Genomic DNA, 15,179 nt, shown 5'->3' with positions numbered 1-15,179 from the left:
CGTGCCACTACCGTTGCGCACGCGAGCTGATCACTACTGTGGTCGGAGTGAATCGTCGGATCCTCACCCTGATCGTGGCCCTGGTCCCTGTCCTCGTGCTCGGCGTGACGGGCAGCGTGGTCACCGTGCCGTTCGTGGCCCTGGGCCCCGGCCCGACCTTCGACACGCTCGGGCAGGTCGAGGGCAAACCGGTGGTCGATGTCACCGGCGCACCACTGGATCCCACGACCGGGCACCTCAATATGACGACCGTGTCGGTGCGCGACGGACTGAACCTGTTCGAGGCGTTCGGTTTCTGGGTCAGCGGTGAACACGGACTGGTCCCGCGCGCCGAGGTCTACCCGCCCGGCGTGTCGCGCGAAGAGGTCGACAAGTCCAATCAGCAGGACTTCAAGGATTCCGAGAGCGATGCCGAGGTCGCCGCGCTGCACTACCTGAAGATGCCCACCGTCGTGCTGGTGCGCGGACTCGGTGAGGAAGGCCCGGCCAACGGCGTGCTGGAGGCAGGCGACGAGCTGATCAGCATCGACGGCACCCCGATCACCGCGCCCAAGGACGTGATCGACATCGTCGGGACCAAGGCTCCCGGCACCGTCATCACTGTCGTGTACCGGCGCGGCGATGCCGAGCGCACCAGCCAGATCACCCTGGCGCCGCGCCCCGACGACGATGCCAAGGGCTACCTCGGCATCACCCCCGGCGAAGGTGGTCGACCGCCGCTCGAGGTCGAGTTCAACCTCGCCGACATCGGCGGACCGTCCGCGGGCCTGATGTTCAGCCTGTCGCTGATCGACAAGCTGTCGCCCGGCGAACTCAACGGCGGCAAGTTCGTGGCAGGCACCGGCACCATCGATCAGGAGGGCAAAGTCGGCCCGATCGGTGGCATCCAGTACAAGATGATCGCCGCCCGCGAAGCCGGCGCGGAAACGTTCCTAGTGCCCGCCGACAACTGCAACGAGGCAGCTCAGCGCATCCCAGAGGGCCTGCGCTTGGTCAAAGTCGACACCCTCGACAGCGCGATCAGCTCGCTGACAGCAATCAACGAAGGCCGCGAGCCGGTCGGCTGTAAGTAGTCACTCCAAGGTGTGTTGCAGGGCCTCGACCAGGCCCGGTGCCAGGTTCGGGTAGGTGCGCAGGTCCAGATCGCCGAAGCCGTCGTCGTCTTCGGGGCGGATCTGCAGCAGGCACAGCACCGCGCCCTGGCGCAGCACGCCCGCGATGAGGCGGGCGTCGCGACGACCCGGATGCGCGTGTGCGGCGGCGCGCCCGGCCGCGTCGGCGGCTTCGTCGTCGGCCAGCAGCGGAACCAGTGCCTCGTCCAGATCGCTCTCGGCGTCGGGCGGCAGCACCACGATCTCCTGCACCAGCACGCACCCCTCGACCGCGGGCGGCCAGGTGGTGGTGGCCAGGAATTCGTCCAGCGCCATCGACCCGCCGGTGATGTCGTCGGGAAAGGCTTCCTGCGCAACAGGGGTCAGTTCGCTGCCGTCGTCGAGCTGATCCTGCAGGTCGGGTTCGGCCGCGGCCAGGTCGGCGGTGGGCACCAACGCGAACATCTGCGGCGGGTTTCCCCAGCCCTCGGCGTCGGCGAACTCGACGACCTCGCGTACACAGCGGGCGAGGAGGACTTCGGCGTGCTCGTCATCGTTCACCCGCACATCCAATCATTTTCGGCCCGCACGCTTGCACGGTGTCCGATTTCCGTAGAGTGGGCGCCAACGATCCGGCGACGGGTCATCCGCAACATTCGGACTGCGGTGTCCGTGCCGATCACGGCGCGGAACCGCCGGACCTTGGAGAGTGGCACCGTGGGCATGCGGCCCCCCACCGGCTTACCTTCGTTGTCCCGACGCAGCCGTGTGCTGCTTGTGACAGCAGTCGTCCTCGCGGCGCTGCTGTTGCTCGGGCCCCGCTTCACCGACGCCTATACCAACTGGTTGTGGTTCGGCGAGGTCGGTTATCGCAGTGTGTATCTCGGCGTGTTGCGCACGCGGGTGCTGCTGTTCGTCGTTGTCGGAGTGTTCGTCGGTCTGGTGGTCTGGGCGGCGCTGCTGCTGGCCTATCGGTCGCGTCCGGTGTTCGTGCCGGTCGCGGGGCCCAACGACCCGATCGCGCGCTACCGCACCACCGTGATGAGCAAGCTGCGCCTGTTCGGCATCGGCATCCCGGTGCTGCTGGGCGTGCTGTCCGGGCTGGTGGCGCAGTCGAATTGGGCCACGGTGCAGCTGTTTCTGCACGGCGGCGAATTCGGCCAGACGGACCCGCAGTTCCACCTGGACATCGGTTTCTACACCTTCGATCTGCCGTTCTTCCGGATGGTGTTGAACTGGCTGTTCGTGGCGGTGGTGATCGCGTTCTTCGCGAACCTGGTGACCCACTACGTGTTCGGCGGCCTGCGGCTGGCCGGGCGCGAAGGCACGCTGACCCGCGCCGCACGGGTGCAGCTGGCGGTGATCGCGGGAATCTTCGTGCTGCTCAAGGCGGTGGCGTACTGGTTCGACCGGTACGACCTGTTGTCGAGTACGCGCAAAGAACCAACGTTCGGCGGTCCCTCGTACACCGACATCATGGCGGTGCTGCCCGCCAAACTGATCCTGCTGTCGATCGCGGTGATCTGCGCGCTGGCTTTCTTCACCGGAATCGTGTTGCGCGATCTGCGCGTTCCCGCGATGGCGGCGGCGCTGCTGGTGCTGTCGTCGATCCTGGTCGGCGCGGTGTGGCCGATGGTGGTCGAGCAGTTCTCGGTGCGACCCAACGCCGCCGAAAAGGAGAGCCCGTATATCGAGCGCAATATCCAAGCCACGCGCGAGGCCTACGGCATCACCGACGACAAAGTCGAATATCAGAACTATCAGGGCGAGAGCAAGAAGAGCCCGCTCGAGGTGCCTGCCGACGCGGCCACCATCGGCAATGCCCGGCTGCTGGATCCGAACATCCTGTCGCCCACCTTCACCCAGTTGCAGCAGCGGAAGAACTTCTACGGCTTCCCCGAGTCGTTGGACATCGACCGCTACAACCTCAACGGTGAGATCCAGGACTACATCGTGGCCGCGCGCGAGCTGCACCCGGCCGCGCTGTCGGGCAACCAGAAGGACTGGATCAACCAGCACACCGTCTACACCCACGGCAACGGCTTCGTCGCCGCACCGGCCAACCGGGTGAACAAGCCGCAGTCCGAGGCCCAGAGCGCCAGCGGCGGCAGCGATTCGGGTTACCCGCTGTTCATGGTCAGCGACCTGTTCACCAAGGTCGAGGACCAGCAGATCAAGGTCGATCAGCCGCGCATCTACTACGGCGAGCTGATCGCCCAGACCGACCCCGACTACGCCATCGTCGGAACCGCCGACGGCCAACAGCCCCGCGAATACGACACCGACCAGGCGCAGTTCACCTATGACGGCAGTGGTGGCGTGCCGATCGGGAACTGGTTCAACCGGCTGGCCTTCGCCGCGAAGTACGCCGAGCGCAACATCTTGTTCTCCTCCGCGATCAGCGAGGACTCCAAGATCTTGTTCAACCGTGGTCCGCGTGAGCGGGTGCAGAAGGTCGCACCGTGGCTGACCACCGACGGCAACGCCTACCCTGCGGTGATCGACGGCCGCGTGAAGTGGATCGTCGACGCCTACACCACGCTGGACAAGTACCCCTACGCCCAGCCGACCTCGCTGGACGGCGCGGTCGAGGACAGTATCGACAAGAAGACCGGGCGGGTGATCCCGCGCAAGGAAGTCAGCTACATCCGCAACTCGGTGAAGGCCACCGTCGACGCCTACGACGGCACCGTCACCCTGTACGAGACCGACACCGTCGACCCGGTGCTCAAGGCCTGGCGTGGGGTGTTCCCCGACGCGGTGAAGCCGCAGAGCGAGATCTCCCCCGAGCTGCGCGCGCACTTCCGCTACCCGGAGGACCTGTTCAAGGTCCAGCGCGAAATGCTCACCAAGTACCACGTGGACAATCCGCGAGAGTTCTTCACCAACAACGCGTTCTGGTCGGTCCCCAATGACCCGACCATCGAGGGCGGGGTGTTCAAACAGCCCCCGTACTACGTCCTGCTGGGCGACCCGAAGACCAACAAGCCGGTGTTCAACCTGACGTCGGCCATGGTCGGCTACAACCGAGAGTTCCTGTCGGCCTACATCTCTGTGCGGGCAGATCCCGAGGGGTACGGCAAGTTCACGGTGTTGCAGCTCCCGGTGGAAACGCAGACCCAGGGTCCGCAGCAGACACAGAACGCGATGACCACCGCGGGCGCGGTCTCCCAAGAGAAGACCCTGCTGTCGAACTCGAACAAGATCCGCTACGGCAACCTGCTCACCCTGCCGGTGGCCGACGGCGGCATCCTCTACGTCGAACCGTTCTACAACGAACGCAATACCGGTTCGTCGACCTTCCCGCAGCTGCTTCGCGTGCTCGTGAGTTATCGCGACGCGGGAGGCAGCGTGAAGGTCGGTTACGCGGCGACGCTGGCCGAGGCGCTGAACCAGGTGATGCCCGGTACGGGATCGCTGGCCACGCCGTTCGGTGGCGATCCGTCGGTGAAGCCGAAGCCGGGCGCGACCCCGCCGGTCGAGCCGGGCACGGTCACTCCGCCGCCCGGTGGCACCCAGCCGCCGGGGACGACCCCGCCCGCGGGTTCGCCGACGCAGGAGGCCGCGGCCGCCGAGCTCAACCGCAAGATCGAGGCGGTGCGCACGGCGATGCGGTCGGGCAACTTCACCGATTACGGTAAGGCGCTCGATGAACTGGACGTCGCGATGAAGGCGTACCAGGACGCAGCCGGACGCTAGTCGCAGGCAACAGCAAGGAAGGCCCCGCCAAATTCTGGCGGGGCCTTCCTCGTGCAGGGGGAACGGTGGATCAGCCGCCGATCGAGGAGATCAGCGGAGAATTGGCGTTCAGCAGGTCCTGGTACTGGCCCGCGACACCGTACTGGTCGGCAAGCGCCTGACCGGCGGTCTTGGCCTGGTCGACGGCGACCTGAACGTCGGTCTTGGCCTGCGCGGGGACCTGCACCGGCAGTTCGACGGCGGGCTCTTCGACGGCGGGCTCGGGAGTCGAGGCGCCCGACTGCAGGAACTGACCGCAGTGCGGCCACGCGCCGACGCCCTGGCTGGCGAGCACGTTCTCCGCGACGCGGATCTGCTCTTCCTTGCTGGCATTGTGCGCCGAACCCTGGCCGCCGTTGGCAGCCCAGGTGCTCTGCGAGAACTGCAAGCCACCGTAGTAGCCGTTACCGGTGTTGATACCCCAGTTGCCGCCGCTCTCGCACTGGGCGACGCCGTCCCAGTTGTAGGAGGCTGCGGAGGCGGTACCGGTGGCGAGGCCGAACGGAGCGGCAACCAGGGCGCCGGCGATAGCGGCGACGCCGAGGGCACGGGTGCTGATTTTCCGGGTCTGGATCATGAGGGAGACGCTAACCAAAGAATCGATGCCGATCACATCTTGATAACGAGCAAATTCTATGAATGGAATAGCCGTCTTATCAAGGTTTACGGTGCATAGCCAGTGGGAATACCTAGATTCCGGTCGGTCTGTTATTGGTCCGTTATGTGTTCGGGATCACGAGGTTATAGTGACGCCACTCACTGAAATGCACACTCGGTCGGGAGTGGCCGCCGAATGTGTGATGGCTGCCACATTCGCGGCCCTCGATCTGTGGTGTCGCACAGTGAAGATCGCGCGAATGCCCTCGAAAACCCACGCTGACCACGCGATTTGGCACTCACGCGCACCTGTGTGTAATGTTGTGTTCACACCGACGCGGGGTGGAGCAGCTCGGTAGCTCGCTGGGCTCATAACCCAGAGGTCGCAGGTTCAAATCCTGTCCCCGCTACAAAACGAAAGGCCCGGAACCACTGGTTCCGGGCCTTTCGCGTTATCCGGGTCAGGCGTCGAGGTCGCTGGCCACCAGTTCCGCGATCTTGTCCAGGGTCGCCTGGTCGTCGCTGGTGATCACGACTTCCGCGCCCTGACCCGCGCCCAGGGTCATGATCATCAGGGCCGAACCCGCGTCGACCGGGTCGCCGCCGGACACGGCGATCGTGACGAGCACGCCCGCGGCGCCGACCGCCTCGGCGATCAGGGCCGCGGGGCGAGCGTGCAGGCCGACCGAGGAGCCGACGGTGACGGTGGTGCTTGCCATGGGATATCTCCTTGTGTGCGAATGGATTACGCGGTGGTGAGGACGGGGGATACGGGCTGCTTGCGGGTGAATTCCTTGGCCACGGTCACGCACAGCGCCGCGACCAGGGTGCCTGCCAGCAGCGCGACCAGGAACCAGCCGATGTGGCCGATCGCGAAGAACACGAAGATGCCGCCGTGCGGGGCGCTCAGGGTCACCTGCGTGGCCATGATCAGGCCGCCGGTCACCGCGCCGCCCACCATCATCGACGGCAGTACGCGCAGCGGGTCGGCGGCGGCGAACGGGATCGCGCCCTCGGAGATGAACGAGGCGCCCAGCAACCAGGCGGCCTTGCCGTTCTCGCGTTCGGCCTCGGTGTACAGGCGCGGACGCACCAGGGTCGACAGGGCCATCGCCAACGGCGGCACCATGCCCGCGGCCATCACCGCAGCCATGATCCGCAGGGTCGCCGGGTCGTTTACCGACAGGCCCGCCGCGGCGAACGAGTAGGCGGCCTTGTTGACGGGACCACCGAGGTCGAAGCACATCATCACGCCCAGGATGACACCCAACGCCACCGCCGAGGTGCCGGACAGGCCGGAGAGCCAGTCGGTGAGCCCGTTGGTCACCGCGGCCAGGGGCTTACCCAGCAGCACGAACATCAACAGGCCCACGATCGCCGACGCCAGCAGCGGAATGACCACCACCGGCATCAGCCCGCGCGCCCACACCGGCACCGGCAGCTTGCTGACATACAGCGCGGCGAAACCGGCCACCAGACCACCCACGAGGCCGCCGAGGAAGCCCGCGCCGACGAACACCGCGATGGCGCCCGCGGTGAAACCCGGTGCCAGACCGGGGCGGTCGGCGATCGCGAAGGCGATGTAACCGGCCAGCGCCGGGACCAGGAAGCTGAACGCCAGCGAGCCGATCTGGAACAGCACCGCGCCGAAGTAGGTGGCCAGGCCGCCGTCGGGCAGGTCGGTGATCGAGTTGTCCAGCACGATCGCCTTCGCGCTGTCGGAGATCTCGTAGCCGCCCAGCAGGAAGCTCAGCGCGATCAGCAGACCGCCCGCGGCGACGAACGGGATCATGTAACTGACGCCGGTCAGCAGGATCTGCCGTAGGCGAGTGCCCCAGCCGATGCCCTTGGCCGATGATTCCGAAGGGGCGGGTGCGGCACCGCCGACCGTAGCCGCGTTCGGATTGTCGCTGGCCGCGACGGCTTCGGCGATCATCTTGTCGGGTTCGTTGATGGCGCGTTTGACGCCGGACTCGATCACCGGCTTGCCCGCGAAACGGCCGCGGTCCTTCACACCGACATCGGTGGCGAAGATGACGGCGTCGGCATCGGCGATGGTGGACGGGTCGAGTGTGCCGCCGCCGCTGGAACCCTGGGTTTCCACGGCGATGTCGACGCCTGCGCGTTCGCCCGCGGCGACCAGGGAGTCGGCGGCCATGTAGGTGTGCGCGATGCCGGTGGGGCAGGCGGTGACGGCGACGATCTTCTTCGGTGCGCTGGACTTCGCGATGCTGACAGCCGGTGCGTCACCAGCCGAGTCGCCCCCGGCTGACGATGCGGCGCTGGTCGTCGCTGCGGCGGAACTCGCGGCTGCCGCCGTGCTCGAGGCTCCGGCGGAACTCGCGGCCGTGCTCGCGGAGGATGTCGCGGACGCGGCCGGGGGATTGATGACGCCGTCGACGAGCGTGACCACGTCCGCGGGTGTCGCGGCGGCGCGCAGGTCGGCCACGAATGCCGGACGGACCAGCGCGCGAGCCAGCGACGACAGCAGTTTCATGTGCTCGGCGCCCGCACCTTCGGGGGCAGCGATCAGGAACACAAGGTCGGCGGGCCCGTCGGGAGCACCGAAGTCGACCGCGGGAGACAGTCGCGCGAAGGCCAGGGATGGGGTGGTCACCGCGGCCGAGCGGCAGTGCGGGATCGCGATGCCGCCGGGTAGGCCGGTCGCCGATTGCGACTCCCTGGCCAGCGCGGCCATCGACACCGCGGCGGCATCGGTGGCGCGGCCGGCTGCGGCGAGCTTGTCGGCTAGGGCGGTGATCACCGCGGACTTGTCGGTGCCGAGGTCGGCGTCCAGGGCGATCAGGTCGGGAGTGATGATCGAGTCGGCCATCGTCGTGTCTTTCTGAGTGGGGGTGCGGCGGGGGTCGCGATATCGGGGCGGATCAGTCGGTGGTGATGGCGGTCGAACACCGTGGTGGGATTCCGGCGCTTTCGGGGGCGGCGCTCATGCCGGTGGACGTTCGGCGGTGAGGGGGGTGGCAGTCACTGCCTCGAGGAGAATGTCGGCCGGTCCGGGTAGTTCGGTGCCGGGTAGTGCGGTGGCGGCGCTGCCGTAGGCGACGGCGGTGCGCAGGCGGTCGGCGGGGGAGGCACCTGCCAGGTCGGCGAGCAGGTACCCGGCAAGCGCGGAGTCGCCCGCGCCGACGGTGCTGCGGGGCACGATCGGCGGAGCGGCGGCAAACCAGGCTCCTTCGGCGCTGACCAGCACCGCACCGGCCGCGCCGAGCGTGGCCAGCACCGTCCCGACGCCGCGTTCGACCAGAGTCGAAGCGGCTTCGGCTGCGGCCGTGGGGTTTTCGAGGTCGATGGCATCGAGGCCGGTGAGCTGAGCCAGTTCTTCGGAGTTCGGTTTGATGAGATCCGGGACAGCGCCGAAAGATTCAGCGAACAGCGCGAGCAGCGGCGCATCGGAAGTGTCGACGGCAACGCGGGTGCGTCGAGTTCCGTTGGGGGACAGGCTCAGTGTGGACAACGTCGCGACGAGCTGCGCGTACCAGTCGACCGGCACTCCCGGCGGCAGCGACCCGGACAGCACGATCCACTGCGCACCCGCGGACAATTCGACGAGCAACGCGGTGAGCTCGGCCAGATCCCGCGCCTTCAACGGATAACCCGGTTCGTTGATTTTGGTTGTGGTGCCGTCTGTTTCGGCGATGGTCAAGTTCACCCGCGGCCCACCGGCCACCGGCACGGTACGGAATTCGATTCCCGCCGTGCGTAATCCGTGCACCACCGGATCGTCCTCGGCCCCCGGCAGAACGGCGAGCACCGCCGCACCACCTTCGGACACCACCCGCGCGACGTTGACGCCCTTGCCGCCCGGATGCGACGTGACACTCGCCGCGCGATGCACCTGCCCGCGCCGCAACGGCTCGGTGAGCGTGACCGTGCGATCCACGCTCGGGTTGGCGGTCAGTGTGACGATCATGCGAGCACCACCTCGATTCCTTCGGTGACCAGGTCCGCGTGTGCGGTGGCCGGGATGTCGGTATCGGTGACCAGGACGTCGATATCGGTGGCGAGGCCGAAGCGCACGAAGTCCTCGCGCCCGATCTTGCTCGCGTCGGCCACCACCACGACCCGGTCGGCGGCGGCGATCATCGCGCGTTTCACCGCCGCCTCCTCGGGGTCGGGGGTGGACAAACCGTGCCGCACGGTCAACGCGTTGGTGCCGAGAAAGGCCACGTCGACCCGCAATTCGCCCAGCCCTCGCAGGGTCTCGGCACCGACCGCGGCCTGGGTGACCCCGCGCACGCGCCCGCCCAGCAGGTGCACGCGCACGCCCGCGAATCCGGTGAGCCGGGTGGCCACGGGCAGCGAGTTGGTGACGGTGACCAGGTCGACGTCGATCGGCATGGCCGCGGCCACCCGCGCGGTGGTGGTGCCCGCGTCGAACAGCACGCTGCCGCCGGGGCGCGGCAGGTAGCGCTGCGCGAGTTCGGCGATCCGGTCCTTCTCCGCGGCGCGGGTGCTGTCGCGTTCGACGGTGCCCGGTTCGAAGGTGGTCAGCGCACCGGACCCGACCGCCCCACCGTGCACCCGCCGGATCACCCCGAGCCGGTCCAGCACGGCGAGGTCGCGGCGCACGGTTTCGGTGGTGACCCCGTACTGGTCGGCGAGTTCGGTGACCGACACGCGCCCGCGATGCCCGATCAGGGTCGCGATCGCCTGCTGTCGTTCCTCGGCGTACATGGGTTCCTTCGGGGTCGGTGAATCTGTACTCATGTTGTTTTATGCCCACTTGTGTGGGTTTGTCAACGGATTTTGGTGAGCCGAGTCACAATCGTTGCCGGTGCCTATCGATGGAAAGGTGTCCCCGATCACACCGTGGTTGCGTCGGTGTTCGGTATCACGACGGGAGTCTGTGCAGGTCAACGGCTTTCGCGTCGGCCTTCACGTCGCTGTTACGCGCGCCTTCGAAGATCGACATGAACGACCAACACGCTGGCCCGTATGTGGCGATTCGCAGTGCGACCCCGTGTCACGGCCCTGGCCTGCGAGGTATGCGGCCGACTGCCGCATCCGGGCCGGACCAGGCTCACCCTGGCCAAGCTCGCGGCGGTGTTCCCGGTGGAACTGGCGCTGCACGCGCTGGTCATCCACCTGCACCCGCCCTACCTGCTGACCGTGGCCCTGCTGACGATCACCACCACGATCCTGGTGATCTGGGTCGTCGAACCCTCGGCAATGCGCATGCTCGGCGGCTGGCTGCACAGCCCCGAACTACGCCACCGCGACCGCATCGACGAAGCCCCCGCGCTGTGGCGCATCCGCGTGCGTCTTGCCGACCGGCCCGGTGCGCTGGAAACCCTGGCCAAACAGTTGGCGCATCGCGAGGCCAACATTCTCACCGTGCACGTGCACCAACTCGAGGACGCGGTCCTGGACGAACTGGTCGTGTCCGCGCCCACCGAGGTCACCGCGCACGCGATCACCGCCGCGGTGGAACACGCGGGCGGTTCCGGGGTGCGGGTGTGGCCCGCGACCGTGCTGTCGCTGATCGACGGGCAGACCAAAGCGCTGGCCATCGCGGCCCGCATCGTCGGTGATCCGGACGAATTGCCCCTGGCCGTGGCGGAATTGCTGGGTGCGCGCTATCTCGCGCCCGGGACCGCGCCGGTGACCGGGCTGGGGGAGGGGACGCTGCTGGAATTGGATCGCGACGATCGCCGCTGGGGTTTCGTGCGGCCGGACGAGCCGTTCACGCCCGCCGAAATCGCCCGCGCGCATCGGTTGGCAGACCTAGCTGCGCTGACCGTGCGGCGGTGACGATTCCGCTCGACTCAGTCGAAGCCGAGGTCGGCGGTGAGCGGGTCGCGCAGCGCACCTTCCGCGGCGCGCAGCCGATCGGTGACCGAGGTCAGCAGGTCCATCGAATCCTGCGACAGCCCCAGCGCGAGGCGGGTCAGGTGGCGGATGGCAGCGCAATGGAAGCGGTCGGCCAGTAATGCGTCCGGGTCGGCGGGCACGGCCGAGGGTTCGACGACGGTCACGACAGTGGCACTCACAATCTCGGGCACTCACATTCTCGTATTTTCGAGTATGACGCACCTTACATCCACCCTGCGGTCCGTGACCCCGAGTCGGCGTGCGAAAGTGCTGCGATGAGTCAGTTCGCCGACTATCAGAACGAGATCTACCTTGCCGCGCTCGGTGGGATCCAGCCCGAATTTCCCATGGACTACGCGACGTTGGAACGCAAAGCCACTGCGGCACTGCCGGATTCGTTGCTGAACTATATCGCCGGTGGGGCGGGCGACGAGCTCACCCAGCGGCGCAACGCCGAAGCGTTCGGGGACTGGGGTCTGGTGCCGCGGATGCTGGTGGGCGCCACCGAACGCGACCTGACCGTCACCGCGTTCGGTCATACCTTCGCCAGTCCGCTGTTCCTGGCGCCGGTCGGGGTGATCGGCCTGGTCGGGGAGCGGGGCCACGGTGACATCGCGGTGGCGGAAGCGTCGGCGCAGACCGGGGTGCCCGCGATCTATTCGACGCTGATGGAGGACCCGCTCGAGGACGTGCGCCCGCACGCCGGTGACACACCCTCGTTCTTCCAGCTCTACACGCCGAAAAACCGTGAGCTGGCGGAAAGTTTGGTGCACCGCGCCGAGGCCGCCGGTTATGCCGGAATCACGGTCACCCTCGACACCTGGGTGCCCGGTTGGCGTCCGCGTGACCTGGCCAGCGGCAACTTCCCGCAGCTGCGTGGACACGTGCTGAAGAACTACACCAGTGACCCGGTCTTCCAGAAGATGGTCGGTTCCGACGACCCGAAGATGATTGTCCTGCACTGGATTTCGACCTTCGGCAACTCGCTGACCTGGGAGGATCTCGAGTGGTTGCGTTCGCTGACCGACCTGCCGCTGATCCTGAAGGGCATCTCCCATCCCGAGGACGCGCGCAAGGCCATCGACCTGGGCGCCGACGGCATCTACTGCTCCAATCACGGTGGGCGGCAGGCCAATGGCGGGCTCAGCGCGCTGGAAACTCTGCCCGAAGTAGTGGCGGCCTGTGACGACCGGGTGCCGGTGCTGTTCGACTCCGGGGTGCGTTCGGGTGCCGATGTGGTGAAGGCGATGGGCCTTGGCGCCACGATGGTCGGCCTCGGCAGGCCGTACGTGTACGCGTTGGCGTTGGGTGGGGTGCGCGGTCTGGTGCATCTGCTGCGCAGCTATTCGGCCGAGGCGGATCTGTTGATGGCGGTCAACGGGTATCGCGATGCGGCGGCGGTGCGTGCGAACATTCGACCGACCACGCGCGGAAACGCCACTCGCTGAGTGCGTTCGGCGGCCCCGGATTCGCGTCGCGAGAGGCGTTTTGGGGCCGCGATGGTGGCTCGGCGGGAAACTTGTCGGTGGCGTGCGGCATCATCGGTGCCACACACCACCGAACACCCAGCGTCAACCCCCGGAGTCCACGATGTCCTCGCCGAGCACCAAGTCCGCATCCCGTCGATCCGCACCGCCGGTACTGTCCGAGGCCGAGCTCGCGCGCATCGCAGGCGAGCTAGCGCAGGGCAAGCCGCCGATGGTGTGGTTCACCGCCGCCGCTGTCGGTGTCGCCGAAGGGAAATCGGGCAAGGTGATCGCCCTGGACGATCCGTCCGCGGGCGACTTCCTGCAGGTGCGGCCCACCGGTTCCAAAGATGTGCTGTCGTTCGGCCCCAGCGAGGTGACGCTGACCAAGCCGGCCCGCGGCACTACCGTTGCGCCGAGCGGATCCGCCAAGAACCGCCCGGAGAATACTCCCGCTGTCAGCAACCGAAAGGACACCACTGTGACCCAGCCGACGACCCTGCCGAGCGCGCCTACGCCCGCGCCGAGGTCGCTCGCCCCGGTGCCCGACGAGGCGCCGAAGCCCGCCGCCGCGGCCGCACCGCGTCCGGCGAAAGCTCCTGCGGCACGCAAGACCAAGGTGCCCGAGGTGACCGTCACGCTCACCGGCACCGCCGATGGTGAGTGGACTGTCGATGTGGTCAACGGTAAGAAGCGTTCGGTGAAGGGGATGGCGGTGAGCAGCGGGGCGGTTGCGCAGGCGGCCAAGATCCTGCATCCCGAGGTCGAGGAAGTGGTGGCCGGGATTCTGGAGGCCGCGCGCGGGGCACAGCAGGCGAAGGTGGCGCAGTTACAGGCTGAGCTGGAAGCGGCGCGAAAGTTGTTGGAGGAGTTGGGCGACTAGACCGCCGTGCTGGTGGGGTTGGTGGTTCGCAGGTGGAGGCGGCGGGGTGTCGGCTTTCTGAGGTCGTCGTGGAAGGTCAACCCCTGGCGGAACTCCTTGGCGTGGTACATCGCCGCGTCGGCGTTGCGTAGCAGGTCGTAGATCGTCTTCTCGGTGGGTCGAGTGGTCACGCAGGCGACGCCGATGCTGGCGGTAATGGGGATTTCGCCGCAGCTGAGTTCGAACGGGCGAAGGAACGCGCTGAGCAGTTGTTCGGCCAGCACGGCGGCGTCGGAACGGGTGCGGGGGGTCAGCACGACGAATTCGTCGCCGCCGTAGCGGGCGGTGATGTCGGCGTGGTGGGTGGTGCGGCGGATGCGGGAGGCGGCGTTGGCGATGAGTTCGTCGCCTACGGCGTGGCCATAGCTGTCATTGACCATTTTGAAGCCGTCGAGGTCGATGAACAGCAGGCACAGGGGTTTTCCGGCCCACTGGTCGCGGTAGCGGTGAGGTGCGCGCAGCAGGGCGGCACGGTTGAACAGTCCGGTGAGCAGGTCGTGGTCGGCCTGATATTGCGCGCGACGTTCGCTGCGCATACTGCGGGCGATGGCGCGTTCGCTGCGCACCAGCACGCCCACCAGCAGCAGGGTGAGCAGCGAACAGATCACCACGCGGTCGACCACGCCCAGGTCGGCACCCACGACACTGATCAGCGAAGCCGCCACCAGCGCGACCGCGATCATCCCGGCCCGCTGCCGCGACCGATGCGGATGGAGCTCGTCGGCATCGTGGAGCACGCCCATCGTCGGATGTATTGCGGCCAGCCCCGCCAGCAGGTACGCCCACTGCTGCGGCACCAAAGCGAATTCGGGGTCGACCGCAATAGTGTCTGCGGCAGTGAGGCTTTCGATCAGGCCGCCCACCAACACCGCGATCAGCGCCGCCTGCAACAACCGCAGCGAAGTCTCCGACCGCACGACGGTGGTCAGCGAATGCGCGAGCACGGTGACCAGCAGGGCGTGGATCACCGGGTAGCTCGCGGCGAGCACGGTGTCGAACCCGTTGTCGTGCCGCAGGATCGGCGAGATCAGGAAGGTCCACGATGCCAGCAGTGCGCTGAGGCCGATCAGTGTCGAGTCCAGCCACAGGTCACGGGCGTTGGTGACGCGGCGCGGCTGCAACCAGCCGACCGAGGCCAGGCCCAGACACAGGTAGGCGGCCAGGGTGCACAGGTCGTCGGCCGGGTGCCAGGTCGGGTGCAGGCCCAGCGCGCGGATCGCGGCGCCGGTGGCGAACAACGGGACCGAGGCGGCCAGCAGGTACCAGGGCAGTCGGTGGGCGGGACGATGCCTGTACAGGCCGAACCCGATCATCGCCAACGACCCGGCCACAATCACGATGAGCAACAGAAACGGTAGCGCGCGCCCACCGACCAGCGGCGCGATCGACACGGCCCCCGCGAACCCGGCCAGCAGCGCGCACCAGCGCAGAGTCCCGTGGCGAATCACGCTGATGCTCATCAGGCCCCCTCGATCTTGCTGCGCACGCGACGGCGCCGATCGAATGAGGCCGGTGAATCACTCGAAGTATCGG

At 67.5% G+C, this 15,179-nt stretch carries 13 protein-coding genes and 1 tRNA gene; 6 read left to right on the top strand and 8 right to left on the bottom strand.

The window, feature by feature from the left end:
- Positions 1-47: 47 nt before the first annotated feature.
- Entirely contained in the window at positions 48-1,073 is a 1,026-nt protein-coding gene (locus ACFWU5_RS03320) for a PDZ domain-containing protein (protein WP_379240306.1), read from the top strand.
- On the opposite strand, the gene ACFWU5_RS03315 is transcribed toward ACFWU5_RS03320, so the two are convergent.
- Positions 1,074-1,652 carry a PPA1309 family protein gene (locus tag ACFWU5_RS03315; protein ID WP_379240307.1) on the bottom strand — a complete coding sequence of 193 codons (579 nt, stop codon included), beginning with the start codon at positions 1,650-1,652 and terminating at the stop codon, positions 1,074-1,076. It lies immediately after the preceding gene.
- A gap of 156 nt (positions 1,653-1,808) precedes the next feature.
- On the opposite strand from ACFWU5_RS03315, the gene ACFWU5_RS03310 reads away from it, so the two are divergent.
- Positions 1,809-4,790, top strand: a complete 2,982-nt coding sequence (locus ACFWU5_RS03310) for a UPF0182 family protein (protein ID WP_379240308.1) — start codon at positions 1,809-1,811, stop codon at positions 4,788-4,790.
- A gap of 70 nt (positions 4,791-4,860) precedes the next feature.
- Here the strand turns inward: ACFWU5_RS03310 and ACFWU5_RS03305 are convergent, their stop codons facing one another.
- Positions 4,861-5,406, bottom strand: a complete 546-nt coding sequence (locus ACFWU5_RS03305; RefSeq protein ID WP_379240309.1) for a transglycosylase family protein — start codon at positions 5,404-5,406, stop codon at positions 4,861-4,863.
- Between the two features lie 356 nt (positions 5,407-5,762).
- Between ACFWU5_RS03305 and ACFWU5_RS03300 the strand changes: the two genes are divergently transcribed.
- Positions 5,763-5,836 (top strand) — tRNA-Met (locus tag ACFWU5_RS03300).
- Positions 5,837-5,887: 51 nt separating this feature from the next.
- On the opposite strand, the gene ACFWU5_RS03295 is transcribed toward ACFWU5_RS03300, so the two are convergent.
- From ACFWU5_RS03295 to ACFWU5_RS03280, 4 genes are all read right to left on the bottom strand, one after another.
- Positions 5,888-6,145, bottom strand: coding sequence for an HPr family phosphocarrier protein (locus ACFWU5_RS03295; protein ID WP_379266006.1), 258 nt, complete (start codon positions 6,143-6,145; stop codon positions 5,888-5,890).
- Positions 6,146-6,171: 26 nt separating this feature from the next.
- Complete coding sequence (locus tag ACFWU5_RS03290; RefSeq protein ID WP_379266005.1) at positions 6,172-8,259, bottom strand: fructose-specific PTS transporter subunit EIIC; 2,088 nt, start codon at positions 8,257-8,259, stop codon at positions 6,172-6,174.
- A 114-nt stretch (positions 8,260-8,373) separates the two neighbouring features.
- On the bottom strand, positions 8,374-9,357 hold the full coding sequence (locus tag ACFWU5_RS03285) for a 1-phosphofructokinase family hexose kinase (RefSeq protein WP_379266004.1): 984 nt from the start codon (positions 9,355-9,357) through the stop codon (positions 8,374-8,376).
- Positions 9,354-10,121: a DeoR/GlpR family DNA-binding transcription regulator gene (locus ACFWU5_RS03280; protein ID WP_379266208.1), complete on the bottom strand. Its 768-nt coding sequence runs from the start codon at positions 10,119-10,121 to the stop codon at positions 9,354-9,356. The genes ACFWU5_RS03285 and ACFWU5_RS03280 overlap by 4 nt, the downstream gene beginning before the upstream one ends.
- Positions 10,122-10,382: 261 nt before the next feature.
- Here ACFWU5_RS03280 and ACFWU5_RS03275 point away from each other — a divergent pair, with 261 nt between their 5' ends.
- Positions 10,383-11,198 (top strand): amino acid-binding protein, encoded by an 816-nt coding sequence (locus tag ACFWU5_RS03275; RefSeq protein ID WP_379240313.1) that lies wholly within the window; start codon positions 10,383-10,385, stop codon positions 11,196-11,198.
- A gap of 14 nt (positions 11,199-11,212) precedes the next feature.
- On the opposite strand, the gene ACFWU5_RS03270 is transcribed toward ACFWU5_RS03275, so the two are convergent.
- Positions 11,213-11,437 (bottom strand): hypothetical protein, encoded by a 225-nt coding sequence (locus tag ACFWU5_RS03270; RefSeq protein ID WP_379240314.1) that lies wholly within the window; start codon positions 11,435-11,437, stop codon positions 11,213-11,215.
- Positions 11,438-11,533: 96 nt separating this feature from the next.
- Here ACFWU5_RS03270 and ACFWU5_RS03265 point away from each other — a divergent pair, with 96 nt between their 5' ends.
- A complete protein-coding gene (locus tag ACFWU5_RS03265; RefSeq protein ID WP_379240315.1) occupies positions 11,534-12,706 on the top strand; it encodes an alpha-hydroxy-acid oxidizing protein in 1,173 nt (390 codons plus the stop codon).
- A 142-nt stretch (positions 12,707-12,848) separates the two neighbouring features.
- A complete protein-coding gene (locus ACFWU5_RS03260) occupies positions 12,849-13,607 on the top strand; it encodes a DUF6319 family protein (protein ID WP_379240316.1) in 759 nt (252 codons plus the stop codon).
- Here the strand turns inward: ACFWU5_RS03260 and ACFWU5_RS03255 are convergent.
- Positions 13,604-15,106 carry a diguanylate cyclase gene (locus ACFWU5_RS03255; protein ID WP_379266003.1) on the bottom strand — a complete coding sequence of 501 codons (1,503 nt, stop codon included), beginning with the start codon at positions 15,104-15,106 and terminating at the stop codon, positions 13,604-13,606. The two genes, ACFWU5_RS03260 and ACFWU5_RS03255, sit on opposite strands and share 4 nt — an antisense overlap.
- Positions 15,107-15,179 lie beyond the last annotated feature (73 nt).

The organism is Nocardia sp. NPDC058640 (assembly GCF_042716995.1).
Taxonomy (GTDB): domain Bacteria; phylum Actinomycetota; class Actinomycetes; order Mycobacteriales; family Mycobacteriaceae; genus Nocardia.
The sequence above is the reverse complement of the archived record's forward strand: the minus strand, read 5'-3'. Positions and strand labels throughout refer to the sequence as shown.